The organism is Roseivivax sediminis (assembly GCF_900112685.1).
In the GTDB taxonomy this organism is placed as follows: domain Bacteria; phylum Pseudomonadota; class Alphaproteobacteria; order Rhodobacterales; family Rhodobacteraceae; genus Roseivivax; species Roseivivax sediminis.
The window spans coordinates 227863-254783 of the sequence record NZ_FOMS01000004.1; the positions used below are offsets into that span (position 1 = coordinate 227863).

Sequence of the window (26921 nt, forward strand, 5' to 3'; positions counted from 1 at the left end):
CGGCGCAGCGCGGTCAGGGGGAGAAGGCGTCGAAGGTCGTCCGCATCGCATCGGGACAGGCGGGCCGGCCGGTGAAGAGCTCGAAGGCATGCACCGCCTGGAATACCGCCATGCCGGCGCCCGGCAATACGGCGCAGCCGCGCACGCGCGCGGCTGCCAGCAGCGCGGTCTCGAGCGGGAAATAGACGATATCGGCGACCCATTGCCCGGCGGACAGAAGGCCCGGGTCGATCGCGGCGCCGGGCAGCTTGGCCATCCCCATGGGCGTGGCGTTCACGATCCCGTCCGGCCGATCCGCGGCAAAGAGTTGCGCGGCCTCCGTCGCCAGCGCCGCGCGGCAGGGGGCGGGAGCGGCCTCGATGTCGGCGCAGAGCCGCTCCGCACGGGCCACATCCGTGTCGAGGATGGACAGGCGCAGGGCGCCGCTCTGCGCGAGCGCATGCGCCACCGCGACCCCGGCGCCGCCCGCGCCCAGCAGCAGGACATGGTCGCGCCGCGCCTCCGGCAGCCCCAGCGAGAAACTGCGGGCAAAGCCGGTCAGATCGGTATTGTGGCCGATCCGCCGTCCGCCGTCGAAAACGACGGTGTTGACCGCGCCGACCGAACGGGCCTCGGGCGAGAGCGCATGCAGATGCGCGATCACCTCGATCTTGCAGGGATAAGTGACGTTGAGGCCACAGAAGCCTGCCCCCTCTGCCCGGTCCACGATGTCCGCGAGGGTCGCGCCCGCAAGCTCCGGATCGTCGAGGTCGAAAAGGCGATAGCTGCCTGGAATGCCCTGCCGGCGCGCCTCGGCCTCGTGCATCGCCGGAGTGCGCGACAGCGCGATGCCGCGCCCGACGAGGCCCGCGCGCAGCCCGGCGCGCCCGGAAGCTGGCGGTTTCGCCGTCATCTGATCCTCCCGTCCACAGGCTGCGTCACCGGGCGACCGCAATGCAACGAGCGACGCGCGGACACAAGGGCGCGGCCCGTCTACGGCCCCGACCCGTACCGGTGGCGGGCCGAACGCAACAGCGCTGCGACACCGGTCGCATTGACGTCGCGGAGACAGCCGCGCCCGGTTGGAACAGGGTTGTGCAGCGTCGCGCGGGATCGGAAGAAGTGACTGTCCTCCCAGAGACTTATACTCCCCGGACAGATATGCATGAAGCGGGATGCCGGGATGTAGTATGGTCGGTGGTGTACCAGAAGAGAGGCCCTTATCTGGCGGTCAAGCACAGGCACACTCGCCAAGTGCGGATGCAAGGAGATCCAATATGACCGCAACCGATTTCAACTCCGTTCCGCACCACACCTCCGAAGGTCGTGGACTCTTCGGGCGTATTGCGGATTTCTTCAGAACCGTCGCGGAATCGACCGAACGGGTGCAGAGCATCCGCGTCCGGCACTCCCTCAGCGACGCAGAACTGGCCGCGCGCGGCCTGAAGCGCGAAGACCTCGCACAGTACGTGTACCGCGACACGCTGCACGTCTGATAGGGGCCTCGGTGGCCGGGACGCCCAGGCATGGGCCGGGTACCCGCCCCTGAAATGAAATACGACAATCTGCGCATGCCTTCGCTATGGCCGAAGATGCGCGGATTTCTTGAGGGCCGGCTCAGCCGGCCCTTTTTGCGTCCGGCCGCCCTGTCCGGGCCCGGGGCGGCCGCCCGCCGTCCCGTGTCAGGACCGCGGGCGCAGTTTCTTCGGGTCGTAATGCGACAGCGGCACGATGGTCGCCGGAAGCCGCTTCTGGTGGCCGTCGAGCTTGCCGATCTCGACCTCCGTGCCGGGCTCGTGATGCGCGACGTCGACCCGCGCCAGCGCAATGTTCTTGCCGAGGATCGGCGAGCGCATGGACGACGTGACCACGCCGATCTGCGCGCGTCCGATATGGATGCAATCGCCATGCGCGACCGACACGTTGCTGTCGATGTCGAGGCCCACGAACTTGCGCATCGGGTTTTCCTTGCGGCGGATCAACGCCTCGCGGCCGATGAAGTCGTCGGTCTTGGACTTGAGCGGCACGGTGAAGCCGATGCCCGCCTCGAACGGGTCGGTCTCGTCGCTGAAATCGTAGCCCGCGAAGATCAGCCCGGCCTCGATCCTCAGCATGTCGAGCGCCTCGAGCCCCATCGGGGTGAGCCCGTGGCCCTGCCCCGCTTCCCACACCGCGTCGAAGACCTCGCCCGCGTGTTTCGGGTGGCAGAAGACCTCGTAGCCCAGTTCCCCGGTATAGCCGGTGCGCGAGACGACGATGGGCGTGCCCTGATCGTCCCCGATCCGCGCGGGCGTGAAGCGGAACCAGTCGAGATCCATGAAATCGGGCTGATGCGGCGCGGTCCACACGACCTTGCGCAGGATGTCGCGGCTTTCGGGACCCTGCACGGCGATGTTGTGCATCATGTCGGTGGAGGAGCGGATCAGAACCTTCAGCCCCAGCGCCTCGGCCTGTTCGCGCAGCCAGTCGCCGCCGTAATCGGACCCGCCGATCCAGCGGAAATTGTCCTGCCCGAGCCGGAACACGGTGCCGTCGTCGACCATGCCGCCGTGCGGGTAGCACATCGCGGTATAGACCACGCCGCCCACCGGCAGCGTCTTCATGTTCCGGGTGAAGACGTACTGGCACAAAGCCTCGCTGTCGGGGCCGGTGATCTCGAACTTCCTGAGGGCGCTGAGGTCCATGACCACCGCCTTTTCGCGGCAGGCGTGGTATTCCTTGATCGGCCCTTCGGTGGACATGCAATTGGCAAGCCAGAAGCCGTTGTAGTCGATGAAGTTGTCGGTGAACCGGTCGAACCGGTCGTGAAAGCCTGTCTGCCGGGTCATCCGGGGCTCCGCGTCGGGCGTGGGGCGCCAGGCCACCGCGCGTTGGAATGTTTCGCTGCCGCTGTAGGTGCGCACGTGGATGTCGGTCGGGTTCCAGCCGTTCGCCGGCGAGGTGTCGTCCGGGCAGGCCGAGGACACGCAGACCAGATCGGTCAGCGCGCGCAGCAGCACGTAGTCGCCGGGGCGCGTCCACGGCTCGTCCGAATACATCACGCCGTGTTCGTCGAGGCCGGTGTTGAAGAAGAAGTTGATCGCCATCCAGCCGGCACGCGGCGTGACCCCGCGCGGGCCCAGCGCGCCGTTGAAATTGTCCGAACAGTTGACGTGACCGGGATAGCCGATGTCGTCGTAGTATTTCGGATAGCAGGCCAGCGCGAAGGCGTCGTGCCGCCCGCAGGTGTCCTGCACCACCTCGATCAGCGGCAGCATGTCCTGGTCGTAGTATTTCCCGTGCAGCCCCGGCATCGGGTAGGCATGCCCCATGAGCGTCCGCGTCGTGGTCACGTCGAGCGCATGCTCGATCCCGCGGTCCAGCTTGCGGGCCGCGAAGCACTGGAAATCGGTGCATTGCCGGCCGTCGACGTCGAGAATCTGGATATAGTCACCGGCCTTCACGAAATAGGCCTCGGCGGTGGCGGAATGCACGCGGATGTCGCTGACCGGATCGACGAGCGGATCGGGCAGCTCGAATTTCGGCACGCGCTTGAGCGTGGCGCGGCGCACGAAGACGGTGAGCGGCGTCGCGGTGTCCTGCGCCTCGAAATCCATCGCGCCGCCGGGGGCGGCCACGATGACCGATCCCTCGCCCGTCGCGGTGAACTCCTGCGCCGTGCCGGCGGGCGTGGTTCTATCGAAGAGCCGGATCGCCTGCGCGCGCGCAAGGTCCAGCCCGCGCGCCTCGATCCCCATGCGCAGGCTGCGCAGCGACGGATCGTCCGACACAAGCAGCGCCTGAAGCCCGGCGGGCGCGGCGCCACCGGCCTCGCCCAGAAGGCCGGGATGCGATCGGCCCGCGCCATCGGCGCAGACCAGCTCGCACGGCTGGCCGCCCTCGGTGTTCACCACTTCAAGCCTGTCGCCTTCCTCCAGGCGCACGAACATCGCGCCGCAGCCGGGCACGACGTAGCGTTCGGTGCCCTGCGGCAGGGTGAAGACGCTCGGCTCCCACATACCGCTCGGTTTTGGCGGGCCGGGCGTGACGGCGGGATAACGATCGTCCAGCATCGCGCTGCTCCTTGGGATGGAAGTGAGACCGGCCGCGGCGCCGGGGCGCCGCGGCCATGGGCCGTCAGGTCTTCAGATAGGTCGCCATGCTGTCGTCGAGCGCGTCCTTCCACGGCGTGTGGTGGACCGGCGCCATGGTCCCCGTGATCACCGACTTGTAGCTGTTGTTGCGGAAGCCCATGATGTCCTCCATCTTGTGATACTTCCACTGCACGAAGGCCGCGCTCGCGCCGTCGAGGTCGAAGTCGGGATAGTCGGTCTCGGCCACCAGTTCCTTGATGTAATCGGCCTGGTAGTGGATCGCGTACTTCGCGTCGTCGCTCGCCTCCTCGCGCTCCTGCCGCTCCTTCACGTCGGCGAGCATCACCTCCTTGTCGGCCGGAATCTCGATCCGGCCCATGATCGCGTCGCGGACCCACCAGGCCTGCGCGTCGAACATGTTGAAGGTGAACCACTGGTCCTGCATGCCGAGGTAGAAGAGCTTCGGATTGTAGATCCACGCCACACCCTTGTAGAGGTCCGTGGTCGCCAGACGGTTGGCCGTCTTCAGGCGCAGATCGTCCGGCAGGAAGTTGAAGTGGTGCTTGTAGCCGGTGCACAGGATGATTGCGTCGATCTTCTTGCTGGTGCCGTCCTTGAAGTGCGCGACGTTGCCCTCGAGCTTGACCAGCGCTGGCTTCTCTTCCCAATTGTCGGGCCAGTCGAAACCCATGGGCGCAGAGCGGTAGCACGAGGTGATCGACTTCGCGCCGTATTTCCAGCACTGCGAGCCGATGTCCTCGGCCGAGTAGGACGAGCCCATGACGAGGATGTCCTTGCCGGCGAACTCGCGCGCGTCGCGGAAGTCGTGGGCGTGCAGGATCCGGCCGTTGAAGGTCTCGAACCCCTCGTAATAGGGCACGTTCGGCGTGGAGAAGTGGCCCGAGGCGACGATGACGTGATCAAAGTCCTCGGAATAGACGTAGTCCTTTTCGTGGTCGTGCACGGTGACGGTGAACATGCCGCTGTCGTTGTCGTAGGACACCCAGCGCACCACGGTGTTGAAACGGATGAGGTCGCGCACCCCGGCCTTCTTCACCCGTCCCTCGATATAGTCGAAGAGCACGGCGCGCGGCGGGTAGGACGCGATCTGCTTGCCGAAATGTTCCTCGAAGGAATAGTCGGCGAATTCCAGGCCCTCCTTGGGGCCGTTGGACCACAGGTAGCGGTACATGGAGCCATGCACCGGCTCTCCGTTCACGTCGAGACCGGTGCGCCAGGTGTAGTTCCACAGCCCGCCCCATTCTTCCTGCTTCTCGAAGCACACCAGTTCCGGGATCTCCGCGCCCTTCTCGGCGGCGGACTGGAAGGCACGCAGCTGGGCAAGGCCGGACGGACCGGCGCCGATGATCGCGACACGTTTCTTGGTCATGGCAGTTCCTCCCTGTGAGGCGGACAATTGGTTTGCTTTTGGTCTGAACCAAATGGACAACCACAGGACCACACCTGTCAACGATTTTTCTTCGCAGGGCATCAATTTTCCCCTCGGGAACGCTCGGGCTGCTTTCCCAGCGCGCAGCCGGCGGCTAGTCTATGCGCATGGTTCCATCGAGCTTCGCCCACCGCATCGCCGTTTCCTCGCTGTTCCCGCAGGACCAGGTCGGCATGAAAGAACCGATCCGCATCGGTTTTCTCGCGCCGCTGACCGGGCCGGTCAGTTCCTGGGGACTGCCGGGGCTGAACGGCTGCCGGCTGTGGGAGGACTGGCTCAACCGCGCGGGCGGCATGCTGATCGGCGGACGGCGCTACCCGGTGCAGCTCGTCCCGTTCGATTGCGGCTACGAACCCGAGCGGGCGCTCGAAGGCGCGCGGCACCTGGTGCTTTCCGAGAAGGTGGCGCTGCTGATGATGCTGGGCGGGGACACGTTCACCCCGCTGCGCAGCTTTTTGTCGGACAGCCGGGTGCTGACCTCCACGCTGCTGCCGAGCGATCTTTCGCCCGACACCCGCTATCTCATCGCGCCGTCCGAGACGCACCCGATCTTCAACGTCACCGGCGTCGACTGGATCGCACGGCACCGCCCTGACCTGCGCCGCGTCGCGCTCTGCAGCCAGCGCGACGCGCTCGGGCTGCCGTCGCTGGCGACCTACCGCGCGGCGTTCGAGGCGGCCGGGATCGAGATCGTGAAAGAGGTGATCTACGACCCCGAGGAGAGTGACGCCGCCGGGATCGTGCAACCGATGATAGACTCGGGCCCGGACCTTCTGTGCTGGTGCACGAGCCACACGCCCCACGTTCACGCGATGACGGAATATGCCTTCGGCGCGGGGTTCGGCGGCGCGATGCTGTCCTGCACCTTCGACAATTACCAGCGGCTCGTCGCGCGCACCTCGGCCGAGTTCATGGAGGGCAGCGTCTTCCAGTTCCCCGACTTCGACGACCCCAAGCTTGCCAAGAAGGCGTTCTTCTTCAACCGGCCCAGCACGTTCTTCCGCGAATACAACGCCCGCTACCCGGAAAGCTGGAGCGCGGTGAGCTGGGAATACGTCGCCATCCTCGACATCTGGCATGCGGCGGTGGAGAAGGTCGGATCGGTCCACCCCGCCTCCGTTCTCGCGACGATGAAGCAGATGGACCGCGTGACCCACGCCTTCGGCCCCGCGCGCTGGTGGGGCGAGACGATCTTCGGCATCGACAACGTGCTGATCGGCGACTGGCCGGTGGTGACGCTCCGCGAAGGCAAGGCGAGGATCGCGGAGTTCGGGTCGATTCCCGGCTGGCTGGAGCGGCACGAGGAGCTTCTGAAACACCACATGGAGGCGCTCGGCCAGCTCTGGCAGCAGCGGCTGGAGACCGGCGGGCAAAGCACCGGGCTCGCCGCGCGCGGGGCCGCCTTCAGTTGATCAGCGGTCGTGCAGGAAGAGCTTCTGCTCTTCCACCAGGTGCAGCTTCACGATCTCCACCGCCGCCTCGACGTCGCGGGTGGCGATGGCGTTGAAGAGCGAATTGAACCGGGTCTGGTAGTCCTGGATGCGGTCGGGCGTCAGGTGCTTGCGCATCAGCGCGGTGCGGAAGCTCTGGCGGCAGACCTCGATGGTCAGCTCGTAGCAGGATTCGAGCAGCGCGTTGCGGGTCGCGCGGGCGATCCGGCGGTAGAACTCCTCTTCGCAGCGCACGAATTCGGTCACGTCGGTGCGCACCGCCTCGATCTGCGCGACGGTGCGCGACAGCTCCTCGAGCTCCAGCGGGGTCATGTTCATCACCGCGAGGCGGAACATCTCGGGCTCGATGATCGAGCGCACGATGAGATGGTCGAGCGGGCTGGTGCGGTCGCCGAGCGACTGCCGGCGCGGCGGCTCGGGCCGTTCGGACTGGTAGATCACGAAGCTGCCACTGCCCTGCCGGCGGCGGATGATCTTGCGCGTCTCCAGCACGTCGAGCGCCTCGCGCACGGTATTGCGCGACACGCTGAGTTCGGTGGCGAGCGCGCGTTCGCTCGGCAGGCGTGAATCGGGAGGATAATCGCCAGAGGTGATGCGCGCGAAAAGCGTGTCGATCACGATCCGCACGGTTTCCCCGACCGACTGCCCGATGGCGAGATCCGCGCTGGTCAACTGGTTCATGTCCACTCCGGCAAGGCTGCGACGCCGCGAGGCCACGATACGGGAACGCGGCGGACGGCCACAAGCGGATCGTGCGGGAAGCCGGGGCTTTGGTGCATTGCCCGGAGCGAGCGGCGCGCAAGCCGCGCATCGTCGGGCCGCGGCCCGGCGATGCGCGGCGGCCTTCGGCCTTGATTCCGCGCCGGGGCCCGAGCGCGCCGGGACCATTCCCGGCGCGCCTCCCTCAGCTGCGCGGCAAGCTGTCGGCGTGCGTCATCACGTCCGGCTCGAGATCCCAAAGCAGCTTGTCGAGCCCGTCGATCTGGTCGTCCTGCGCCACCCGCAGCCCGATCGTCTTGTCGAGGATGAACCCGAAGACCAGCCCCGTCACGGCCCCCACACCCACGCAGAGGGCGACGCCGGCCAACTGCATCACGAGGGAAATCTCGCCATGCTGGAAGGCATAGGCGCCCTCCTCGATGCCGAAATAGCCGCCGCGCGGCGTGCCGGCCTTGAAGATCCCCAGCACGATCAGCCCGTAGACCCCGGCCCCAAGAAACAGCGGGAACAGCTTGTGCTCGTCGATGCCGCGCTTGAGCGTGAACTCGTAGACGAGATAGGCCGCGACCGGCGCCGTCAGGCCCAGAAGAAGCGCCTGCCACGGCATGTAGACGTCGAAGCCCGAGGCCCCGGCAACATAGCCCGCCAGCGGCCCGAGCAGCGTGTAGGCGTAGTTCTTCGACATGTAGGCCAGCACGAGGCCGGTGAAGGCGCCGCCGGCCCAGACCAGCGCGTAGTTGTTCAGCGCCACGCCCACGCTTGTGTCCGCCATGGTCACGCTCACGCCCAGCGCCTCGGGGTCGAAGAAGAACATGCACGACAGGATCACCATCGGCAGCCCCGCGAAGATCAGCAGCAGGCCGGGCGCACAGAGCCCGATGCTCGGCGCAAGATAGGCCGCGACGCGCGGATGCGGCGACATCATGCCGGGCCGGGCGCCGAGCTGCATGGTCAGCGCCAGCGCCATGCCCGCCGGGAAGAGGTAGACGAAGCCGACGCCGAAGAAGTCGTGAAAGCCGGCATTGGTGAGCGGCCCGACCGAGCCCCAGGTCGCCCAGCTCAGCGCAGAGGACACCACCGCGGCGACCGCGCAGAGGATGAAATAGGGTGCCGCCTTCATCCGTTCGGACACCGAGAAGTGAAACAGGATGTTGATGATGCCGGCGAAGACGGCGAGGAAAAAGACGAAGATCTGGAACGTGTTGAGGCCCGGAAACACGCCCGGATCGACGTTCTGCGCCAGCACGTTGACCATGGCACCACCGATCCACCAGTCGCGGATCGAGTCCATCATCGTGGCGCCTTCCATGATGTAGTATTGCGACGCCCAGAGGCCGAAGCCGATCAGGTAATAGGTCCCGAAGCCGATGAAGAAGCCGAGCGACTTCTCGATCGTCGAGTTGAACAGGTTCTTGCGCCGCGCCGTGCCCGCGTCGATCAGCAGGAGCCCGACGACGACGAGGATGGCCCCCACCGTCCCCGAGGCATAGAGCAGGTTCTGAACGAGCGAATTCAGGCTGACCTGATCCGCGAAGATGGATCCTTCTGGTGGCATCTTGTGTCTCCTCCCAATGATGGCCTTGTCGTTTGCCCGGCGCTTGCTGCGCCGGTTGCACCCTCGGCCGCGCCGGCCGGGCGCAGCCGTAGTACCAATCAGACCTCTTTTGGGCCTTTGGTCCGGGAGCATGCGACGGATTGGCTTACGCACAAAGCAATTTTTTACGGACCGGAAAATTTTTTGCCTTGAGGCGGCGATACGGTACCCAGGACACGGGGGTCGGCCGCTGCCCCCTCGCGTCCAAGCAGGAACAGGCCCCAAGTGGTTCTTCCGGCTGGATAACCGCCGCGTGCCGGGCCGGGCCGCCAATCCCGTGAGCCGCCCGCCATGCCCGGTACGGTATCGGACCCAGAGACCCCGATGTCCGATCTTGTCCCGAACATGTCCGATGCGGCCATGACCGGACGCGCCATGCCTGAGATGCTGGCCCAAAGGAGTTCGAATCGATGCGATACTCGGGATTCAAGGTCATACGCGAAGCGCTGCACGGCCATCGCGGCTGGGGCCCGGCCTGGCGGGACGCGGCGCCTGCGTCCGATTACGACTACGTCATCATCGGCGGCGGCGGCCACGGGCTCGCCACCGCCTACTACCTCGCGAAGGAATTCGGCGAGAGCCGTATCGCGGTTCTCGAGAAAGGCTGGATCGGCGGCGGCAATGTCGGGCGCAACACCACCATCATCCGCTCCAACTACGAGCGCGACGGCAACGAGCCGTTCTACGAGTTCTCCCTGAAGCTCTGGGAGGGGCTGGAGCAGGAGCTGAACTACAACGCAATGGTCAGCCAGCGCGGCATCCTCAACCTGATCCACTCGGACGCGCAGCGCGACGCCTTCGTGCGCCGCGGCAACGCCATGCGCCTGCACGGCGCGGACGCCGAGCTGATGAGCACCGAGCAGATCCTGGCAAAGTACCCATTCCTGAACGTCGACAACGCCCGTTTCCCGATCAAGGGCGGGCTGGCGCAGCACCGCGGCGGCACCGTGCGCCACGACGCGGTCGCCTGGGGCTATGCCCGCGCCGCCGATGCGCGCGGCGTCGACATCATCCAGAACTGCGAGGTCACCGGCTTCCGGATGGAGAACGGCCGCTGCACGGGTGTCGAAACCACCCGAGGCACCATCGGCGCGAAGAAGGTCGCGGCCTGTGTCGCAGGCTCCTCCTCGCGGCTGATGGAGAAGGCCGGGATGCGCCTGCCGATCGAGAGCCACGTGCTCCAGGCCTTCGTGTCCGAAGGGCTGAAGCCGGTCCTGCCGGGGGTCATCACCTTCGGCGCCGGCCACTTCTATTGCAGCCAGTCCGACAAGGGCGGGCTGGTCTTCGGCGGCGATATCGACGGCTACAATTCCTACGCCCAGCGCGGCAACCTGCCGGTGGTCGAGGACGTCTGCGAAGGCGGCATGGCGATCTTCCCGATGCTCGGGCGCGCACGGCTTCTGCGGATGTGGGGCGGCGTCGTGGACATGTCGATGGACGGCTCCCCGATCATCGACCGCACGCATATCGACGGGCTCTATTTCAACGGCGGCTGGTGCTACGGCGGTTTCAAGGCGACGCCCGCCTCGGGCTTTGCCTACGCGCACCTTCTGGCCACCGATCGCCCGCACGAGATCGCCACCGCCTACCGCTTCGACAGGTTCCAGAAGGGCCTGATGATCGACGAGAAGGGCATGGGCAACCAGCCCAACCTGCACTGAGAGGAGGCCGGACATGCTCATCGACCACCCCATCCTCGGCCCCCGCGACGCCAGCGAATTCGTCTACAAGGGCGACGCGAACCTGATCCATCGCCCGGACTGGCAGGCGGAGGACGCGGCCGCGCAATTCTTCGAATACGGCTATCTGCGCGATAACCCCGCCGGCCCGCACCGCGAGCTGTGGTTCCACGAACAGGGCGACCGGTCCTGGCTCGTGGTGACGCGCGACACACGAACCCACGAGATAACGAAGGTAGAGCTGGCGCGCGACGTCGCCCGGCGGGAAGGACGTTCGAAATGACCGAGGTAAACCGCGTCGACGGCGGCCTCATCGACCGCACCCGCCCCATGCGCTTCCGTTTCGACGGCAAGGAGATGACCGGCTACCAGGGCGACACGCTCGCCTCCGCGCTCCTGGCCAACGGCGTCCGGCTGATGGGCCGCTCGTTCAAGTACCACCGCCCGCGCGGGCCGCTGACCGCCGGCTCGGAAGAGCCGAACGCGCTGGTCGAATTGCGCGAGGGCGCACGGAAAGAGCCCAACACCCGCGCCACCACCGCGGAGCTGTTCGACGGGCTCGTCGCCCAGTCGCAGAACCGCTGGCCGTCGCTCGCCTTCGACGCGCTGGCGATCAATGACGGGCTCGCGCCGCTTTTCGCGGCGGGGTTCTACTACAAGACCTTCATGTGGCCGGCCTCGTTCTGGGAAAAGCTCTACGAGCCGATCATCCGCCGCGCGGCGGGGCTGGGATCGCTCAGCCTGAAGGACGATCCCGACGAGTACGACAAGGGTTTCCTGCACTGCGACGTGCTGGTGATCGGCGGCGGACCGGCGGGTCTGGCCGCGGCGCTCCGCGCCGGTGAAGCCGGGGCGCGCGTGATCCTCGCCGACGAGGATTTCGTCATCGGCGGGCGCCTCAACGCGGAGACTTACGAGGTCGGCGGCGGCGCAGGCCACGCCTGGGCGGCGGAGGCGGCGGGCAAGCTCGCCGCGATGCCGAACGTGCGGGTGATGCCCCGGACCACGATCCTCGGCGCCTTCGACCACGGCGTCTACGGCGCGCTGGAGCGGGTGAGCGATCACCTGCCCGTCCCGCCGGACGGCAAGCCGCGCCAGATGCTCTGGCGGATCTACGCTCAGCGCTCCATCCTCGCGGCGGGCGCGACCGAGCGGCCGGTGGTCTTTGACAACAACGACCGCCCCGGCATCATGCTGGCGAGCGCAATGCGCGCCTACGTCAACCGCTGGGGCGCGGCGCCCGCGCGGCGGGTGGCGGTCTTCACCAACAACGACGACGGCCACCGCACGGCGGCCGACCTCGCGGCGCGCGGCGTGACCGTCGCAGCAGTGATTGACACCCGCGAGAACGCGCCGTCCGGCACCGGCTACGAGGTGATCTCGGGCGCCTACGTCACCGACACGGCCGGACGGCGCGGGCTGTCCTCCATCGAGGTGCGCACACCGGACGGCGGGTCGCGGCGGATCGAGTGCGGCGCGCTCGGGGTGTCGGGCGGCTGGAATCCCAACGTCCACCTGACCTGCCACCAGCGCGGACGCCCGACATGGGACGAGTCGCTCCACGCCTTCGTGCCGGGCGGCACCCTGCCCCCGGGCATGAGCGTGGCGGGCGCGGCCTCTGGCGCGTTCTCCACCCACGCGGCGCTGCGCTCGGGCGCGGAGATCGCCGGTACGGTGCTGGAGGGCCTCGGCCGCAGGGTCCCTGCCCCGGATCTGCCGGAGGCGGAGGACGCGCCGGTGAACATCGCGCCGTTCTGGGTCGTCGAAGGCGCAAATCGCGCCTGGGTCGACCAGCAGAACGACGTGACCGCCAAGGACGTGCGGCTGGCGCATCAGGAAAACTTCGTCTCGGTCGAGCATCTCAAGCGCTACACCACGCTCGGCATGGCCACCGACCAGGGCAAGACCTCGAACATGGCGGGCCTTGCGATCATGGCGCAGGTCGCGGGCAAGAACATCGCCGATGTCGGCACCACCATGTTCCGCCCGCCCTACACGCCCACCGCCATCGGCGCCTTCGCGGGCCGCTCGCGCGGCAAGGACTTCCGCCCGGTGCGCAAGACCCCCAGCCACAAATGGGCCGAGGAACAGGGCGCGCCCTTCGTCGAGGTCGGCATGTGGCTGCGCGCGCAGTACTTCCCCCAGCCCGGAGAAACCCAATGGCGCCAGAGCGTCGACCGCGAGGCGCTGGCGGTACGCAACTCGGTCGGGATCTGCGACGTGACCACGCTCGGCAAGGTGGACGTGCAGGGCGCGGACGCGGCGGAGTTCCTCAACCGCATCTACGCCAACGGCTTTGCCAAGCTCGCCGTGGGCAAGACGCGCTACGGCCTGATGCTGCGCGAGGACGGCATCGCCATGGACGACGGCACCGCCGCGCGGCTGGCGGAGGATCACTTCGTGGTCACCACCACCACCGCCAACGCCGTGCCGGTCTATCGGCACATGGAGTTCGTACGCCAGTGCCTTTACCCGGATATGGACGTGCAGCTTATCTCCACCACCGAGGCATGGGCACAGTTCGCGGTGGCCGGGCCCAATTCGCGCAAGCTCCTGCAGAAGATCGTCGATCCCGACTTCGACCTCTCGAACGAGGGCTTTCCGTTCATGGCATGCGGCGAAGTCACGGTCTGCGGCGGCCTGCGCGCGCGGCTCTTCCGGATCTCTTTCTCGGGGGAGCTTGCCTTCGAGATCGCGGTGCCCACGCGCTACGGCGATGCGCTGGTGCGCCGGCTGATGCAGGCGGGCGAGGAATTCGGCGCGGTGCCCTACGGGACCGAGGCGCTCGGCGTTCTTCGGATCGAGAAAGGGCACGCCGCGGGCAGCGAGCTCAACGGTACGATCACGGCGCACAACCTCGGCATGGGCAAGATGGTGTCAAAGAAGAAGGACTCCATCGGCTCCACCCTGTCGGAACGCGAGGGGCTGAACACTCCGGACGCGCTGAAACTGGTGGGTCTGAAGGCGCTCGATGCAGGCAGCCCGGTGCCGGCGGGTGCGCACCTGATGACACGCGGCAGCGCCGTCGATGCGGCGCACGATCAGGGCTATGTCACCTCGGCCTGCTATTCGCCGAACCTCGGCTGTCACATCGGCCTCGCCTTCCTCAAGTCCGGCGACGAACGGACCGGGGAACGGGTGCGGCTGGTCAGCCCGCTGACCGGGATCGACCACGAGGTCGAGGTGGTCAGCCCCCATTTCGTCGACCCCGAAGGAGGCCGCCTCCGTGCATGATCTCGCCCCCCTGACCCCGCTCGGCGCGGCCAAGCCCCGCACCGACACCATCGGCGACTGGACCCTGACCGAGGTCACGGACCGCGCCCTCGCCTCCGTCGCGGCCCGGCTCGGCCGCGAGGAGGAGGCCGCCCGCATCGTCGCGGACCTCCTCGGCGCTGAGGCGCCTGCACCGTCCCGCCTCAGCGGCGGAGAGATCGCCGCGTTCTGGTCCGGCCCCGATCAATGGATGATCGAGGCGCCGCTGAAGACGCACGAGGCCCTCGCCGCGCAGCTTTCCGCCCGCGCGGGCGGCGCGATCAGCGTGACCGAACAGACCGACGCCTGGTGCCGGTTCGACCTGACCGGCCCGGACCTGCCCCGCGTTCTCGAACGGCTCTGCCCGGTCGACGTCCACCGCCTTGTCGGCGGCGAGGCGATTCGCACGACGATGGAGCACATGGGCTGCTTCCTCATCTGTCGCACCCCCGTGCATGTCTCGATCCTCGGCCCGCGCTCTTCCGCCGGATCGCTGCATCATGCGCTCGAGACGGCGATGCGCGCGGCCAAGTGACCCGCCGCAATGGGGGCGTTCCCGTGTCCCCGCGGCGCTGGCAGGCGGCCGGTCCCCCCTCTCCCGGGCCGGCCGCCGACGTCTCTCAGACCGAGGGGACCGGCAGGTTGCCCTCCACCCGGTAAAGGTTGATCCGCGCGCGATCCTCCTGCGGGGTCAGGCCGAAGGCGGCGCGGTAATGGCGCACCAGCGACTTCACGCTGCCGTAGCCCACGGCCGCCGCCACGTCGGCGATGCGGTCGTTGGAATACATGACGATCTGGCGCGCGGCCTTCATGCGCATGCCCCGCAGGTAATGGCTGGGGTTCTGCCCGGTCGCCGCCTTGAACAGCCGTTCGAGGTGGCGCGGCGTGACGTCCAGATCGCGGGCGATGTCGGCCACCGCGACCGGCTCCGACAGGTCGCGCGCGGCGATGGCGATGGCGCGGGCGACAATCGGCGGCAAGTCCGCTTGCGCGTGATCGGTGCCGATCGTCGGCACCGCCTGCTGGACGCCGGACTTGCGCATCATCGGATGCTGGAACCAGCAGGCGACCTCCGTCGCGACGGCGTCACCGAGCGATTCGCCGATCATGTGGAGCGCAAGGTCGAACGCGGCGGCGGCGCCCGACGCGGTGACCCGGCGCGGCGCGATCTCGATCACCCTGTCGCTGCGCGGCACGCCCGGAAACTCCGCCGCGAAGGCCGCCTCGTAGCACCAGTGGACCGATAGCGGCGCGGTGTGCGCGATGCCGCTGCGCACCAACGGGAAGACCCCGCCGCTGATCGCGCCGAGCGTCGTGCCGTGCCGTTCGATCCGCCGCAGATGCGCCGGCGTGCGCGGGTCGGCGAAGGCCGCGCCGGGCGCCGAGAGAAGCAGCAGGTAGTCGTAGTCGCCGCCCTCCTCCAGGCGTTCGTTGGCGTCGAAGGCGACCTCGGCGCTCGACACCGGGCGCTGCCCGGTCTCGGCCAACAGCCGCCATTCGAAGGTGCGCGTGCCGGAAATCTCGTTCGCCGCGCGCAGAGGCTCGATCACCGAGGTCAGGCAGGCCATCGGGAAGCCGGGAAAGAGCAGGAAGCCCACCCGGATAAGGCCATCCGCGTTCATGCCGTGCCCCCTATTCGGCTGCGACGCGGCAACATTTGCACATCATGAAAAAAGCATGCACTTTGAAGAAAAACCGGACAAGCCTGGCGCGATGTGGCACCGGCCGGCGAAGAATTGTAGGATGCAGCGATGTCGAACATGAAAGCCTCGGGGACAGAGTTGGTCACGAAGCTCACGCAAGATCCGCACAAGGTCCGCGACGAGCGAGAGAAGGTTCTCGAGGTGGCGATCGGACGCAAGGTCCGTGCCTTCCGCAAGCAGAAGAACTTTACCGTGGCAGAGTTGTCGAGGCTGACGGACATCTCCATAGGCATGCTCTCCAAGATCGAGAACGGCAACACCTCGCCGTCGCTGACCACGCTGCAGACGCTGGCGCATGCGTTGTCGGTGCCGCTGACGTCGCTCTTCAAGGGCTACGAGGAACGGCGCGAGGCGGTCCATACCAAGGCCGGCGAGGGCCTGGAGATCGAGCGCGAAGGCACGCGGGCGGGCCACCAGTACAACCTCCTGGGCCATATCGGCTCCAATTCCAGCGGCGTGATGGTGGAGCCTTACCTGATCGAGCTGACCAAGGAATCCGATACGTTCAAGACCTTCCAGCACGAGGGGATCGAGATGATCTACATGCTGGAAGGCGAGGTCGGCTACCGCCACGGGTCGGAGCATTACACGCTCCAGGCGGGCGATACGCTGTTCTTCGACGCCGACGCGCCGCACGGGCCCGAGATCCTGCTGAAGCTGCCGATCCGCTACCTGTCGATCATCACCTACCCGCGCGACCGCTAGGCGGCGGCGCGGGCGGGCGCGTCATTTCTGCAGAGGCGGCTCGGTCTCGAGGTCGGGCCAGACGCCCGGTGAAGTCGGCAGCCCGTCATCGTATTGCGACAGGTAGTCGAGCATCAGCGGCCGGTTGGCAATGAAGCCCTTGTAGTCCGCCAGATCCTCGGGGAGGTCGCGGACGACGCGGTGCAGGCGGCGGCCCCATTTCGGCACCGTCACGATGTCCTGGAAGGCGATCAGGTAGCAGCGGATCGGGAAGACCAGCGCGTTGGAGCGCGGCAGGCGGAAGAAGGTCTGAAGTTCCACCCGCAGATGCTGCTTGGCGCCGATGTTTTCGGGTGTGAGCGTGGTCTTCTCGACGCCCCACTTATGGTAATTCTCGGGGCTCGTATCGAGGCGCGGATTGACCGTCATGGTCCAGTTCAGCCGCCGCGCGGGCGACCCCTGCTGGACGTTCAGCAGGAATTTCAGCGCCCGCTTGAAGATGCCCATCTCGTGCGCCCGCGGCACCGGCGCGTGCCATTCGAAGAAGTTCATGCCGATGTCGAAATCGAGCGACCAGTCCGCCTGCGTCGTCACCATGCCGGCATCCATCCACAGGTTCTCCTCGCGCTGGTCGAGCACTGCGAAATCGCCCTGGGTCTGCCGGGTGATGTATTCCATCGGCCCGTAGGGCAACGTCGTCTCGTCGAGGAAGGTGAAGGTGTCGTCGATGCCGAGCGGCTTGTTGATCCAGCGCCACTGGTTGCCGTCGCGGTGAAGCTCGAAGAGGTCCGGGTAATCCTCGGACTTCGACACCATGATGAGCTCGAGAAGATCCCAGCCCGCCAGCGTCATGTGCGGCAGCGACTGGCAGCGCAGCGGATCCTCGGCCAGCACCAGCGCGCGGTCGTGCATTTCGGAAACGTAGTGTTCGTCGACGTCGAAACGCTTCTCGTAGACCGATCCTTCCGGGCCGCCGCGGTGCTGCTCCATGTTCACCGAATACATGTAGCTGTCTTCGTGGAACGGGAACGGGAACCGCCGGATCGCCCAGTCGGAGTTGCGGAAGGAATAATCGTCGCGGAACGTCTCGGTGTTGAACTGCATGGTCATTTCGGGACCTCCTATCGATCCAGCACGAGCTTCTTGCCGGCAAAGCGGCTGACGCAGGGCATGATCTTCTTGCCGCTGGCCTTCTGGTCGTCCTCGAGCCAGTGGTCGGCGTGGATGAGTTCGCCGTCCGCCTCGATCACGTCGGTCTCGCACTGTCCGCAGGCGCCGCCGCGGCAGAGGAACGGCGCATCGACGCCGGCGCGTTCGATCGCCTCCAGCAGGCTTTCATGCGGTTCGACATGCACGTCGATGCCCGACCGCGCGAGATGCACATCGAACGGATCGCCCGGCTGCGGGGCGAGGAATTCCTCGGCATGGACGGCGTCGCCGGGCCAGCCGTGGTCGGCGGCCGTGGTCTTGACCCAGTCGATCATGCCCTTCGGCCCGCAGACATAGACATGCGTGCCGAGCGGCTGACCGTCGAGCAGATCTTCCAGCGGCAACGCCTCCTTGCGATCACTGTAGTAGACGTGGACCTTGTTCGCATGCCGTCCGGTGAGATCGTCGGCATAACTCGCCAGCGACTCGCTGCGGCAGGCATAGTGCAACTCCCACCGGCCGCCCTGGCGTTCGAGCTGCGCGATCATCGACAGGAACGGCGTGATGCCGATGCCGCCGGCGAGGAACACGTGCTTGCGCGCGCGCAGATCGAGCGGGAAGAGGTTCACCGGGTAGCTCACCGAGAGCCGGTCGCCGACCGAGACGGCCGTATGCAGGAAGCGCGATCCGCCCCGCCCCTCGTCGTCGCGGCGCACCGATATGGCGTAGTGCGAGGTATCCGACGGGTCGGACATCAGCGAATAGGGGTTCTTCCGCGGGCGGCCGTCGTCGTTCATCTCCACGATGGTGTGCGCCCCGGGCGAGAACGGCGGAAACGGCGCGCCGTCCGGGCGCTCGAACTCGAACCGGGTGACCAGATCGTTCAGCGGCACGATGGCGCGGACGACGACGTCGATCGTACCGCCGCCGGCCTTGGCTTTCTGGGGTGCGGCGCTCATTGGTACAGCTCCACGGGATCGGGGACGTTGCCGGGGTCCTCGGCATCGACGCGCACGCCCTGGAACGCGGCGAGCCGGCGCGAGTAGTGATCGCGCACGAAGAGGTGCAGGCCGCAATGCGCGCAGACGAACGGGTCGGTGGTCACGTCCTCCGTGATGCCCTTGCAGTGCACGCATTGCATCCGCCGCGCGACGGAGCCGCGATGCTCGCGCTGGATCGACCGCTGCGGCAGGCCGTGCTCGATCGCCTCGCTCATGGCCTGGCCCATCAGCCCCTCGGTCCCGGCGAGGTAGAGCTGCAGGCCCATATGCGCATCGGTCAGCACCCGGCGCAGGCGCGGCACGCTCGCCTCGTAGCTCGGCGCGACGTGGAACTGCGCGGGTCCGCACATCTCGAGCCGGGGGACATAGCTCTCGCCCGTGCCCTTGGGGATGTAGATGATGTGTGCCGCGCGCACCAGCGCGGGGTCGCGGACAGCGAGGTCGAGAAGCGCCTCGGCGCCCTCGGCATCCGCGATCATCAGGTGCGCCTTGCCCGGGCGCGGCTCCAGCGTGCCGTAGACCGGACGGCTCGCGATACTCTCTGGAAACTGGAAACGCGACATTGCGCCTGTTCTCCCGTGCTGTCGTGTCGGTCCGGTGGTCGGGGCGCGCCGCGGCGCCCCGACCGGGCTGCACTCAGCCCTTGGCGGTGCGGATCTTCTTGTCCTTGTCGTAGAACGGCATCTCGTCGGTGGTGCAGGGAATTTCCGTGCCGTCGTCGTTCACCACGGTCAGTTTCGTGCCGGGCACGGCGCAGTCGACCGGGATCCGGGCGATACCCACGTTGTGCTCGTTGAGGCTCGAATACATCCCGAAGGTCACGACGCCGACCTCCTTGCCGTCCTTGAGAAGCTTGGCACCGATATCCGCCGGTGTCTTGCCCTCGAGCCGCACGCCGTAGATCTTGAACCGCTCGCGGCCCTTGGCGGCGTAATGGTTCTCCGCCCCGCGAAAGCCGGTCTTGTCGGGCGAGACGGTGAAGTCGAGGCCGAGCTCCCACAGGGTGTCGCCCGCCGGCTCGTCCGGGAACGGGAACGTCTCTGAATTGTCGCCGGGATAGAACAGCAGGTAGCTTTCCGTGCGCAGCAGATCGAGCGTGGAGAACTGCACCGGGCGGATGCCCATGTCCTTGCCCTTCTCGAGGATCGCGTCCCACATCGCGACGGCGTGGCGCGCCTCCACGAACAGCTCATAGCCGCGTTCCCCGGTATAGCCGGTGCGCGAGATCATCACCGGCATCCCGAAGAGCTTGGTCTGCACGATGCCGAAATAGGCCAGATCGCGGATGCCCGGCACATGCTCCGCCAGGAAATCCACGGCGACCGGCCCCTGCAGCGACAGATCGTGCAGGTCGTCGTCGAAGATCATCGCGACGCTCTTGCCCTGCGCGGCCATGACGAGCGATTCGTGCCCGGTGCCGGTGCCGTGCACCACCATCCAGTGATTCACCGAGAGGCGGTAGATGACGCAATCGTCGATGAACTTGCCCTCGTCGTTGAGGAAACAGGCGTAGGTCGCCCGGCCCGGCATGATCTTGTCGACGTTGCGGGTGGTGGCTCGGTCGATCACCGACGCCGCGTGCGGCCCGACAAGATGCACCTTCTTGAGGCCCGAGACATCCATCAGACCGGCCTTCGTGCGCACCGCCAGGTAGTCCGCCTCGGCCCGCTCCGGGCTGTGGTCGTAGAACCACGCGGTGCCCATGCCGTTCCAGTCTTCCAGCTCTCCGCCGATCTCGGCGTGGCGCTGTGCCAGAGCGGATGTCCGATAGATGATCGCCATGCTGTGACCTCCCAAGGTTGCCTCGTTTCGGCGCATTCAGACGCATCCGATTTCAAAAATCAACACTTTCGTTCATAACTTTTTCCCGTGGGGAAATTTTTGCCGGCTGTGCGGGAAGATGCCCAAGCAAAGGGCGGTTTTTGCCTAATGCGAAAAAAAATTGACAGAAATGAATGTTCACGTTTGCCTACGGGAAAAACTTTTCAGCAAGAATAAACGGCCGGCAACGGCAAGGGAGGAGAAATGGACGGCAATCTGAACGCACTGACCACTGTGTTCACCGAGTTCTATTACTGGGTGACCGTGGTCTTCATGTTCCTCATCCACGTGGGGTTCTGCATGTACGAGGTCGGCGCCAGCCGGCGGCGTAACCACATGCATACGCTGATGAAGAACGTCATGGTGATCCCGCTGGTCACGGTCACCTTCTTCTTCTTCGGATGGTGGATCTACTGGGCCTTCCCGATGTTCCCGTTCTTCGGCGGGCTCGACCACGAAATGGCCAACGCCAACCGGCCCTGGGCAGAGACGATGGCGCCGAACCTCGATGATCGAATCACCGGCGTGTTCTGGGCGGCCTTCCTGCTGTTCTCCTGGACCGCGGCCTCGATCGTGTCGGGGTCGGTGATCGAGAGGATCCGCTCCTCGGCGCTCTGGGTGCACGCGGTGCTGATCGGGTCCGTCTGGTGGATCATCGACGCCGCCTGGGGCTGGCACTACGGCGGCTGGATGGTGCAGTATCTCGGCTACCATGACGCCTATGCCTCGGGCGTGATCCATGCCATCGCGGGCGGCTACGCGCTCGGCGTGATCTGGGTGCTGGGGCCTCGGCTCGGCAAGTTCGCGCCGGACGGCACCCCGCGCGACATTCCCCCGCACAACCCCTGGATGCTCACCATCGGGCTGTTCCTGATCTATACCGGCTTCTGGGGCTTCTATGCGGCCTGTAATGTCCCCGTCATATCGCCCGAGGCGATCGGCGGCGAGATTACCGGCACCACCTGGACCGCGACGAACATTTACCTCGCGCCGACCTCGCTGTCGGGGATCACGTTCAACTTCCTGATGTCGCTCTCGGGCGGCCTGATGGCGGCCTATCTGGTGTCCAAGGGCGATGCGTTCTGGACCTTCTCGGGCGGTCTGGCCGGCATCATCACCGCGTCGGCGGGCAACGACCTCTATCACCCGGTGCAGGCGATGATCATCGCCGCCATCGGCGTGGTGATCGTCTACAACCTGCACTTCTGGGTGGAGCGGCGCTTCAAGCTCGATGACGCGGTCGGCGCGGTTGCGGTGCACGGCTATGCCGGCGTCGTCGGCCTGGTGATCGCGGGCTTCGTGCTCTGGGGCGCGCCGTCCTCGCCGTTCGAGGGCTACGCCACGATCAACCCGGTCGGCCAGATCCTCGGCGCGGCGATCATGTTCGTCGGGCTGGGCTTCCTGCCCGCCTACATCGTGGCCCGCTTGCAGAAGGCCGCCGGCGTGCTGCGCATCCCGGAGGAGGTCGAGCTCGAGGGGCTCGATTACGCCGAACACACTGCCTACGAGGAGGCCAAGGCATCAATCATCGAAGCCGACAAGGCCCACCTCGCCCAGAAAACCATGCCCGCGGAGTGAGGAGAGACCGAGATGTCGACTATCGGATACGAAAGCTGGGCCGTCGATCTGGCCGAGGTAGGACCGATCTATCCCTTCCAGGGATGGGAGATCGCGATGGTGATCGTCGGTGTGCTGTTCTGGCTTGGCTGGCACCGGATCCAGTTCAAGCGTGAGAGCGAACACCTCGAACGCGCGAAGCGCCGTGCGCGCGATCACGCGGACATCATGAGCAATATCGAACGGTACTGACGTACTGCGATGCGGGCGGGCGAGATGCCCGCCCAATATTGCCTCTAATGAAAATTTATTTCCCTTAGTTGATAGTTCAGGATGTGGGTGATAGCGTCTGGACAGACGCCCGAGTGGCAGAATCATGAATGGAGGCACTGGTTGAATGTGCGGGATTGTCGGACTTTTCCTGAAGGACAGCGCGCTGGAGCCCCAGCTCGGCGCGATGCTCACGGACATGCTCGTGACCATGACGGATCGCGGCCCGGACAGCGCCGGCATCGCCATCTACGGCGATGACGACGGCGCGAACACGAAACTGACGGTCCAGTCGGACCAGCCCGACGCGGCGTTCGCGGATCTCGACAAGACGCTGTCGCAGGCGCTCGGCGCGCCGGTCACGCTGGAGCGGCGCGACACCCACGCGGTGCTGCGCCTGCCCCGCGACAAGGAGATGGACGCGGTGCGGATCCTGCGCGACGCGGGCGAGGTGCGCCTCATGTCGGCAGGCTCCACGCTGGAGATCTACAAGGAAGTCGGTCTGCCCAAGGACGTGGCGGCGCGCTTCGACATCGCCTCCATGGCCGGCACACACGGTATCGGCCACACGCGGATGGCGACGGAATCGGCAGTCACCACGCTCGGTGCCCATCCGTTCAACACCGGCGCCGACCAATGCCTCGTGCACAACGGATCGCTGTCGAACCACAACTCCCTGCGCCGCAAGCTGCAGCGCATGGGCGTGCATATCGAGACCCAGAACGACACCGAGGTCGGCGCCGCCTACCTCACCTGGCGGATGCAGAACGGCGCCAGCCTCGGCGAGGCGCTGGAAAGCGCGCTCGACGATCTCGACGGCTTCTTCACCTTCGTCGTCGGCACCAAGGACGGCTTCGGCGTGGTGCGCGACCCGATCGCGTGCAAGCCCGCGGTGATGGCCGAGACCGACCAATACGTCGCCTTCGGATCGGAGTACCGGGCGCTGGTGAACCTGCCGGGCATCGACGAGGCCCGCGTGTGGGAGCCCGAGCCTGCCACGGTCTACTTCTGGAAACATTCGGACCCGCAGGTCCCGACGGGAAAGGCCGCCTGACATGCAGACCATAGATCTGGGCACCACCGCCCTGCGCGAGCTGAACGCCTCCCTGCACGCGCAGGCCGCCGACACCAACCAGACCGCGTGGGAAATCGTCAATCCGCGCGGCAGCCACGCCGTCGCCGTGGGCCTCGACGCACCGATCGAGGTCTACGTGAAGGGCTCCACCGGCTATTACACCGCCGGCATGAACAAGCAGGCGACCGTGCATGTCCACGGCTCGGCCGGGCCGGGCGTGGCCGAGAACATGATCTCGGGCACCGTCATCGTCGACGGCGACGCCTCCCAGTACGCCGGCGCCACCGGGCATGGCGGCACGCTGGTCATCAAGGGCAACGCCTCCTCGCGCTGCGGCATCTCCATGAAGGGGATCGACATCGTCGTGCACGGCAATGTCGGGCACATGTCGGCGTTCATGGCGCAGTCCGGCAACCTCGTCGTCTGCGGCGACGCGGGCGAGGCGCTCGGCGATTCGATCTACGAGGCGCGTCTATTCGTGCGCGGATCGGTGAAATCACTCGGCGCCGACTGCATCGAGAAGGAGATGCGCCCCGAGCATCTGGAGATCCTGCGCGATCTTCTGGAGCGCGGCGGCTGCGACGCCAGACCCGAAGAGTTCCGCCGCTACGGCTCGGCCCGGCAGCTCTACAACTTCAACATCGACAACGCGTATTGAGGGGCAGATGACGATGAAGGACACAAAGCACGACGGCCCCCCGCGGACCCCGCCGAGGCAGTCGGCGACCTTCACCCAGGACGTCAACGCCGAGATCCGCCGCGCCGCGGCGACCGGCATCTACGACATCCGCGGCGGCGGCGCCAAGCGCAAGGTCCCGCATTTCGACGACCTGCTGTTCCTCGGCGCGTCGATCTCGCGTTATCCGCTGGAAGGCTATCGCGAACGCTGCGGCACCGACGTCACGCTCGGCACCCGCCACGCCAAGAACCCGATCAAGCTCGACATTCCCGTGACCATCGCGGGCATGAGCTTCGGCGCGCTCTCGGGCGCGGCGAAGGAGGCGCTGGGGCGCGGCGCATCGGCGGCGGGCACCTCGACCACCACCGGCGACGGCGGCATGACCCAGGAAGAGCGCGGGCATTCGTCCAAGCTGGTCTACCAGTACCTGCCCTCGCGCTACGGCATGAACCCTGACGATCTGCGCAAGGCGGATGCGATCGAGGTCGTCGTCGGCCAGGGCGCCAAGCCCGGCGGCGGCGGCATGCTGCTGGGCCAGAAGATCTCCGACCGGGTGGCGCAGATGCGCAACCTGCCCCAGGGGATCGACCAGCGCTCGGCCTGCCGGCACCCGGACTGGACCGGACCCGACGATCTCGAGATCAAGATCCTCGAGCTGCGCGAGATCACCGGCTGGAAGGTGCCGATCTACATCAAGGTCGGCGGCGCCCGCCCCTATTTCGATACCACGCTGGCGATCAAGGCGGGCGCGGACGTCGTCGTCCTCGACGGCATGCAGGGCGGCACCGCGGCGACGCAGGACGTGTTCATCGAGCATGTCGGCCAGCCGATCCTCGCCTGTATCCGCGAATCCGTGCGCGCGCTGCAGGACATGAACATGCACCGCGAGGTGCAGCTCATCGTCTCGGGCGGCATCCGCTCTGGCGCGGACGTGGCCAAGTGCATGGCGCTCGGCGCGGACGCGGTGGCCATCGGCACCGCCGCGCTGATCGCGCTCGGCGACAACGACCCGCGCTGGGAAGAGGAATACCAGAAGCTCGGCACCACCGCCGGGGCCTACGACGACTGGCACGAGGGGCGCGACCCCGCCGGCATCACCACGCAGGACCCCGAGTTGGCCGCGCGCTTCGACCCGATCGAGGGGGGACGGCGGCTCAACAACTTCCTCAAGGTGATGACGCTGGAGGCGCAGACCATCGCGCGCGCCTGCGGCAAGAACCACCTGCACAACCTCGAGCCCGAGGATCTGTGCGCCATCACCATGGAGGCGGCGGCGATGGCCAAGGTGCCGCTTGCCGGCACCGACTGGTGGCCCGGCAAACCCGGCACCGGCTTCTGAATCGGCTCACCGGCGCGTCCCGACACCGGGGCGCGCCGAATGCGTCAAGAAACGAACTCCACGAACAGGGACCGAAACATGACACAGGACCTCGCCGAATTCGCGGCGAAGAACGGCGTGAAGTACTTCATGATCTCGTTCACCGACCTCTTCGGCTACCAGCGCGCAAAGCTGGTGCCGGCCCAGGCGATCGCGGACATGCAGAAGGACGGCGCCGGCTTCGCAGGCTTCGCCACCTGGCTCGACCTCACCCCGGCGCATCCCGACATGCTGGCGGTGCCCGACCCGTCCTCGGTGATCCAGCTGCCCTGGAAGCCCGAGGTCGCGTGGCTAGCCAGCAATTGCGTGATGGAGGACGCGCCCGTCGCACAAGCCCCGCGCAACGTGCTCTCGCGCCTGATCGACGAGGCCGCCGAAGAGGGGCTGCACGTCAAGACCGGCGTCGAGGCGGAGTTCTTCCTGCTGACGCCCGAAGGCGACGAGATCAGCGACCCCTTCGATACCGCCGCCAAGCCCTGCTACGACCAGCAGGCGGTGATGCGCCGCTACGAGGTGGTGCGCGAGATCTGCGACTACATGCTGGAGCTCGGCTGGAACCCCTACCAGAACGATCACGAGGACGCGAACGGCCAGTTCGAGATGAACTGGGATTTCGACGACGTGATGAAGACCGCTGACAAGCATTCGTTCTTCAAGTTCATGACCAAGTCGGTGGCCGAGAAGCACGGCTTCCGCGCGACCTTCATGCCCAAGCCCATCGAGGGGCTGACCGGCAACGGCTGCCACGCGCATATCTCGGTCTGGGACGAGCCGGGCGACAAGGCGAAGACCAACGTCTTCGCCGGCGAGGGCGAGGGCCAGACCGGCGAGGTCGGCCTGTCGGAGCGCGGCAAGCACTTCCTCGGCGGGATCATGAAGCACGCCAGCGCGCTGGCGGCGATCACCAATCCGACGGTGAACAGCTACAAGCGCATCAACGCGCCGCGCACCACCTCGGGCGCGACCTGGGCGCCCAACACCGTCACCTGGACCGGCAACAACCGCACCCACATGGTGCGCGTGCCCGGCCCCGGCCGGTTCGAGCTGCGCCTGCCGGACGGCGCCGCCAACCCCTACCTGCTGCAGGCGGTCATCATCGCCGCGGGTCTGTCGGGCATCCGCAGCAAGGCCGATCCGGGCAAGCGCCACGACATCGACATGTATGCCGAGGGCCACAAGGTCCGCGGCGCGCCGAAACTGCCGCTCAACATGCTCGACGCGCTACGCGACTACGACCGCGACAAGGAGCTGAAGGCGGCCATGGGCGAGGACTTCTCGCGCGCTTACCTGAAGATGAAGCGCGAGGAATGGAATTCCTTCGTGCAGCACTTCAGCCGCTGGGAACGCGAGCACACGCTCGACATCTGACGCCCTCGGGCGTCCCTGAGAACCCGCGACAGGCGCCC

The 26921-nt window shown here is 66.7% G+C and carries 23 protein-coding genes; 13 read left to right on the top strand and 10 right to left on the bottom strand.

Annotated features, from left to right (window positions below):
- Positions 1-13 precede the first annotated feature (13 nt).
- Positions 14-892 carry a shikimate dehydrogenase gene (locus tag F3H57_RS08435; protein ID WP_149755461.1) on the bottom strand — a complete coding sequence of 293 codons (879 nt, stop codon included), beginning with the start codon at positions 890-892 and terminating at the stop codon, positions 14-16.
- A gap of 364 nt (positions 893-1256) precedes the next feature.
- Between F3H57_RS08435 and F3H57_RS08440 the strand changes: the two genes are divergently transcribed.
- Complete coding sequence (locus F3H57_RS08440) at positions 1257-1475, top strand: DUF1127 domain-containing protein (RefSeq protein ID WP_149755462.1); 219 nt, start codon at positions 1257-1259, stop codon at positions 1473-1475.
- A 186-nt stretch (positions 1476-1661) separates the two neighbouring features.
- Here F3H57_RS08440 and tdm read toward each other — a convergent pair whose 3' ends face one another.
- The gene (gene tdm / locus F3H57_RS08445; RefSeq protein ID WP_149755463.1) at positions 1662-4031 is read right to left on the bottom strand and encodes a trimethylamine-oxide aldolase Tdm; all 2370 of its coding nucleotides are present in this window, start codon (positions 4029-4031) and stop codon (positions 1662-1664) included.
- A gap of 64 nt (positions 4032-4095) precedes the next feature.
- A complete protein-coding gene (locus F3H57_RS08450; protein ID WP_149755464.1) occupies positions 4096-5442 on the bottom strand; it encodes an NAD(P)-binding domain-containing protein in 1347 nt (448 codons plus the stop codon).
- A 167-nt stretch (positions 5443-5609) separates the two neighbouring features.
- Here F3H57_RS08450 and F3H57_RS08455 point away from each other — a divergent pair, with 167 nt between their 5' ends.
- Positions 5610-6914, top strand: a complete 1305-nt coding sequence (locus F3H57_RS08455; protein WP_149755556.1) for an ABC transporter substrate-binding protein — start codon at positions 5610-5612, stop codon at positions 6912-6914.
- On the opposite strand, the gene F3H57_RS08460 is transcribed toward F3H57_RS08455, so the two are convergent.
- The gene (locus F3H57_RS08460) at positions 6915-7634 is read right to left on the bottom strand and encodes a FadR/GntR family transcriptional regulator (RefSeq protein ID WP_149755465.1); all 720 of its coding nucleotides are present in this window, start codon (positions 7632-7634) and stop codon (positions 6915-6917) included.
- Positions 7635-7857: 223 nt separating this feature from the next.
- On the bottom strand, positions 7858-9228 hold the full coding sequence (locus tag F3H57_RS08465; RefSeq protein ID WP_149755466.1) for an ammonium transporter: 1371 nt from the start codon (positions 9226-9228) through the stop codon (positions 7858-7860).
- A gap of 449 nt (positions 9229-9677) precedes the next feature.
- Here F3H57_RS08465 and F3H57_RS08470 point away from each other — a divergent pair, with 449 nt between their 5' ends.
- Genes F3H57_RS08470 through F3H57_RS08485 form a run of 4 tightly spaced genes read left to right on the top strand, consistent with a single transcriptional unit; the run spans position 9678 to position 14733 of the window.
- Positions 9678-10928, top strand: a complete 1251-nt coding sequence (locus F3H57_RS08470) for a sarcosine oxidase subunit beta family protein (protein ID WP_149755467.1) — start codon at positions 9678-9680, stop codon at positions 10926-10928.
- 13 nt (positions 10929-10941) lie between these two features.
- Positions 10942-11229: a sarcosine oxidase subunit delta gene (locus F3H57_RS08475; protein WP_149755468.1), complete on the top strand. Its 288-nt coding sequence runs from the start codon at positions 10942-10944 to the stop codon at positions 11227-11229.
- Positions 11226-14180: a sarcosine oxidase subunit alpha family protein gene (locus F3H57_RS08480; protein ID WP_149755469.1), complete on the top strand. Its 2955-nt coding sequence runs from the start codon at positions 11226-11228 to the stop codon at positions 14178-14180. Before F3H57_RS08475 ends, F3H57_RS08480 begins: the two co-directional genes overlap by 4 nt.
- A complete protein-coding gene (locus F3H57_RS08485) occupies positions 14173-14733 on the top strand; it encodes a sarcosine oxidase subunit gamma (protein ID WP_149755470.1) in 561 nt (186 codons plus the stop codon). Before F3H57_RS08480 ends, F3H57_RS08485 begins: the two co-directional genes overlap by 8 nt.
- Positions 14734-14818: 85 nt before the next feature.
- On the opposite strand, the gene F3H57_RS08490 is transcribed toward F3H57_RS08485, so the two are convergent.
- Positions 14819-15820: a GlxA family transcriptional regulator gene (locus F3H57_RS08490; RefSeq protein WP_149755471.1), complete on the bottom strand. Its 1002-nt coding sequence runs from the start codon at positions 15818-15820 to the stop codon at positions 14819-14821.
- A 138-nt stretch (positions 15821-15958) separates the two neighbouring features.
- Here F3H57_RS08490 and F3H57_RS08495 point away from each other — a divergent pair, with 138 nt between their 5' ends.
- Positions 15959-16606, top strand: coding sequence for a helix-turn-helix domain-containing protein (locus tag F3H57_RS08495; protein WP_149755557.1), 648 nt, complete (start codon positions 15959-15961; stop codon positions 16604-16606).
- A gap of 21 nt (positions 16607-16627) precedes the next feature.
- Here the strand turns inward: F3H57_RS08495 and F3H57_RS08500 are convergent, their stop codons facing one another.
- From F3H57_RS08500 to F3H57_RS08515, 4 genes are all read right to left on the bottom strand, one after another.
- Complete coding sequence (locus F3H57_RS08500) at positions 16628-17695, bottom strand: heme-dependent oxidative N-demethylase family protein (RefSeq protein WP_149755472.1); 1068 nt, start codon at positions 17693-17695, stop codon at positions 16628-16630.
- Positions 17696-17706: 11 nt separating this feature from the next.
- The gene (locus tag F3H57_RS08505; RefSeq protein WP_149755473.1) at positions 17707-18693 is read right to left on the bottom strand and encodes a PDR/VanB family oxidoreductase; all 987 of its coding nucleotides are present in this window, start codon (positions 18691-18693) and stop codon (positions 17707-17709) included.
- Positions 18690-19298, bottom strand: coding sequence for a dimethylamine monooxygenase subunit DmmA (dmmA, locus tag F3H57_RS08510; protein ID WP_149755474.1), 609 nt, complete (start codon positions 19296-19298; stop codon positions 18690-18692). Before dmmA ends, F3H57_RS08505 begins: the two co-directional genes overlap by 4 nt.
- 73 nt (positions 19299-19371) lie before the next feature.
- Positions 19372-20517, bottom strand: coding sequence for an aminomethyltransferase family protein (locus F3H57_RS08515; RefSeq protein ID WP_149755475.1), 1146 nt, complete (start codon positions 20515-20517; stop codon positions 19372-19374).
- A gap of 243 nt (positions 20518-20760) precedes the next feature.
- On the opposite strand from F3H57_RS08515, the gene F3H57_RS08520 reads away from it, so the two are divergent.
- The 6 genes from F3H57_RS08520 to glnT all read left to right on the top strand — a co-directional run bounded on the left by F3H57_RS08520 (position 20761) and on the right by glnT (position 26883).
- A complete protein-coding gene (locus F3H57_RS08520; RefSeq protein ID WP_149755476.1) occupies positions 20761-22134 on the top strand; it encodes an ammonium transporter in 1374 nt (457 codons plus the stop codon).
- Positions 22135-22146: 12 nt separating this feature from the next.
- Positions 22147-22365, top strand: a complete 219-nt coding sequence (locus F3H57_RS08525; RefSeq protein ID WP_149755477.1) for a hypothetical protein — start codon at positions 22147-22149, stop codon at positions 22363-22365.
- 145 nt (positions 22366-22510) lie between these two features.
- Complete coding sequence (locus F3H57_RS08530) at positions 22511-23437, top strand: class II glutamine amidotransferase (protein WP_149755478.1); 927 nt, start codon at positions 22511-22513, stop codon at positions 23435-23437.
- A 1-nt stretch (position 23438) separates the two neighbouring features.
- Positions 23439-24116, top strand: coding sequence for a GltB/FmdC/FwdC-like GXGXG domain-containing protein (locus tag F3H57_RS08535; protein ID WP_149755479.1), 678 nt, complete (start codon positions 23439-23441; stop codon positions 24114-24116).
- Between the two features lie 13 nt (positions 24117-24129).
- Positions 24130-25476 carry an FMN-binding glutamate synthase family protein gene (locus F3H57_RS08540; RefSeq protein ID WP_149755480.1) on the top strand — a complete coding sequence of 449 codons (1347 nt, stop codon included), beginning with the start codon at positions 24130-24132 and terminating at the stop codon, positions 25474-25476.
- A 78-nt stretch (positions 25477-25554) separates the two neighbouring features.
- Complete coding sequence (gene glnT / locus F3H57_RS08545) at positions 25555-26883, top strand: type III glutamate--ammonia ligase (protein ID WP_149755481.1); 1329 nt, start codon at positions 25555-25557, stop codon at positions 26881-26883.
- Positions 26884-26921: the final 38 nt, after the last annotated feature.

What these genes read in the sequence shown, in the direction of transcription:
- F3H57_RS08460 (WP_149755465.1), bottom strand. Translation starts at nt 7,634, where the DNA reads ATGAACCAGTTGACCAGCGCGGATCTCGCCATCGGGCAGTCGGTCGGG.
- F3H57_RS08495 (WP_149755557.1), top strand. Translation starts at nt 15,959, where the DNA reads ATGAAAGCCTCGGGGACAGAGTTGGTCACGAAGCTCACGCAAGATCCG.
- F3H57_RS08520 (WP_149755476.1), top strand. Translation starts at nt 20,761, where the DNA reads ATGGACGGCAATCTGAACGCACTGACCACTGTGTTCACCGAGTTCTAT.
- F3H57_RS08450 (WP_149755464.1), bottom strand. Translation starts at nt 5,442, where the DNA reads ATGACCAAGAAACGTGTCGCGATCATCGGCGCCGGTCCGTCCGGCCTT.
- F3H57_RS08465 (WP_149755466.1), bottom strand. Translation starts at nt 9,228, where the DNA reads ATGCCACCAGAAGGATCCATCTTCGCGGATCAGGTCAGCCTGAATTCG.
- F3H57_RS08535 (WP_149755479.1), top strand. Translation starts at nt 23,439, where the DNA reads ATGCAGACCATAGATCTGGGCACCACCGCCCTGCGCGAGCTGAACGCC.
- F3H57_RS08435 (WP_149755461.1), bottom strand. Translation starts at nt 892, where the DNA reads ATGACGGCGAAACCGCCAGCTTCCGGGCGCGCCGGGCTGCGCGCGGGC.
- F3H57_RS08540 (WP_149755480.1), top strand. Translation starts at nt 24,130, where the DNA reads ATGAAGGACACAAAGCACGACGGCCCCCCGCGGACCCCGCCGAGGCAG.
- F3H57_RS08515 (WP_149755475.1), bottom strand. Translation starts at nt 20,517, where the DNA reads ATGGCGATCATCTATCGGACATCCGCTCTGGCACAGCGCCACGCCGAG.
- F3H57_RS08505 (WP_149755473.1), bottom strand. Translation starts at nt 18,693, where the DNA reads ATGAGCGCCGCACCCCAGAAAGCCAAGGCCGGCGGCGGTACGATCGAC.
- F3H57_RS08475 (WP_149755468.1), top strand. Translation starts at nt 10,942, where the DNA reads ATGCTCATCGACCACCCCATCCTCGGCCCCCGCGACGCCAGCGAATTC.
- F3H57_RS08455 (WP_149755556.1), top strand. Translation starts at nt 5,610, where the DNA reads ATGGTTCCATCGAGCTTCGCCCACCGCATCGCCGTTTCCTCGCTGTTC.
- F3H57_RS08480 (WP_149755469.1), top strand. Translation starts at nt 11,226, where the DNA reads ATGACCGAGGTAAACCGCGTCGACGGCGGCCTCATCGACCGCACCCGC.
- F3H57_RS08470 (WP_149755467.1), top strand. Translation starts at nt 9,678, where the DNA reads ATGCGATACTCGGGATTCAAGGTCATACGCGAAGCGCTGCACGGCCAT.
- F3H57_RS08500 (WP_149755472.1), bottom strand. Translation starts at nt 17,695, where the DNA reads ATGACCATGCAGTTCAACACCGAGACGTTCCGCGACGATTATTCCTTC.
- glnT (WP_149755481.1), top strand. Translation starts at nt 25,555, where the DNA reads ATGACACAGGACCTCGCCGAATTCGCGGCGAAGAACGGCGTGAAGTAC.
- tdm (WP_149755463.1), bottom strand. Translation starts at nt 4,031, where the DNA reads ATGCTGGACGATCGTTATCCCGCCGTCACGCCCGGCCCGCCAAAACCG.
- F3H57_RS08490 (WP_149755471.1), bottom strand. Translation starts at nt 15,820, where the DNA reads ATGAACGCGGATGGCCTTATCCGGGTGGGCTTCCTGCTCTTTCCCGGC.
- dmmA (WP_149755474.1), bottom strand. Translation starts at nt 19,298, where the DNA reads ATGTCGCGTTTCCAGTTTCCAGAGAGTATCGCGAGCCGTCCGGTCTAC.
- F3H57_RS08525 (WP_149755477.1), top strand. Translation starts at nt 22,147, where the DNA reads ATGTCGACTATCGGATACGAAAGCTGGGCCGTCGATCTGGCCGAGGTA.
- F3H57_RS08440 (WP_149755462.1), top strand. Translation starts at nt 1,257, where the DNA reads ATGACCGCAACCGATTTCAACTCCGTTCCGCACCACACCTCCGAAGGT.
- F3H57_RS08530 (WP_149755478.1), top strand. Translation starts at nt 22,511, where the DNA reads ATGTGCGGGATTGTCGGACTTTTCCTGAAGGACAGCGCGCTGGAGCCC.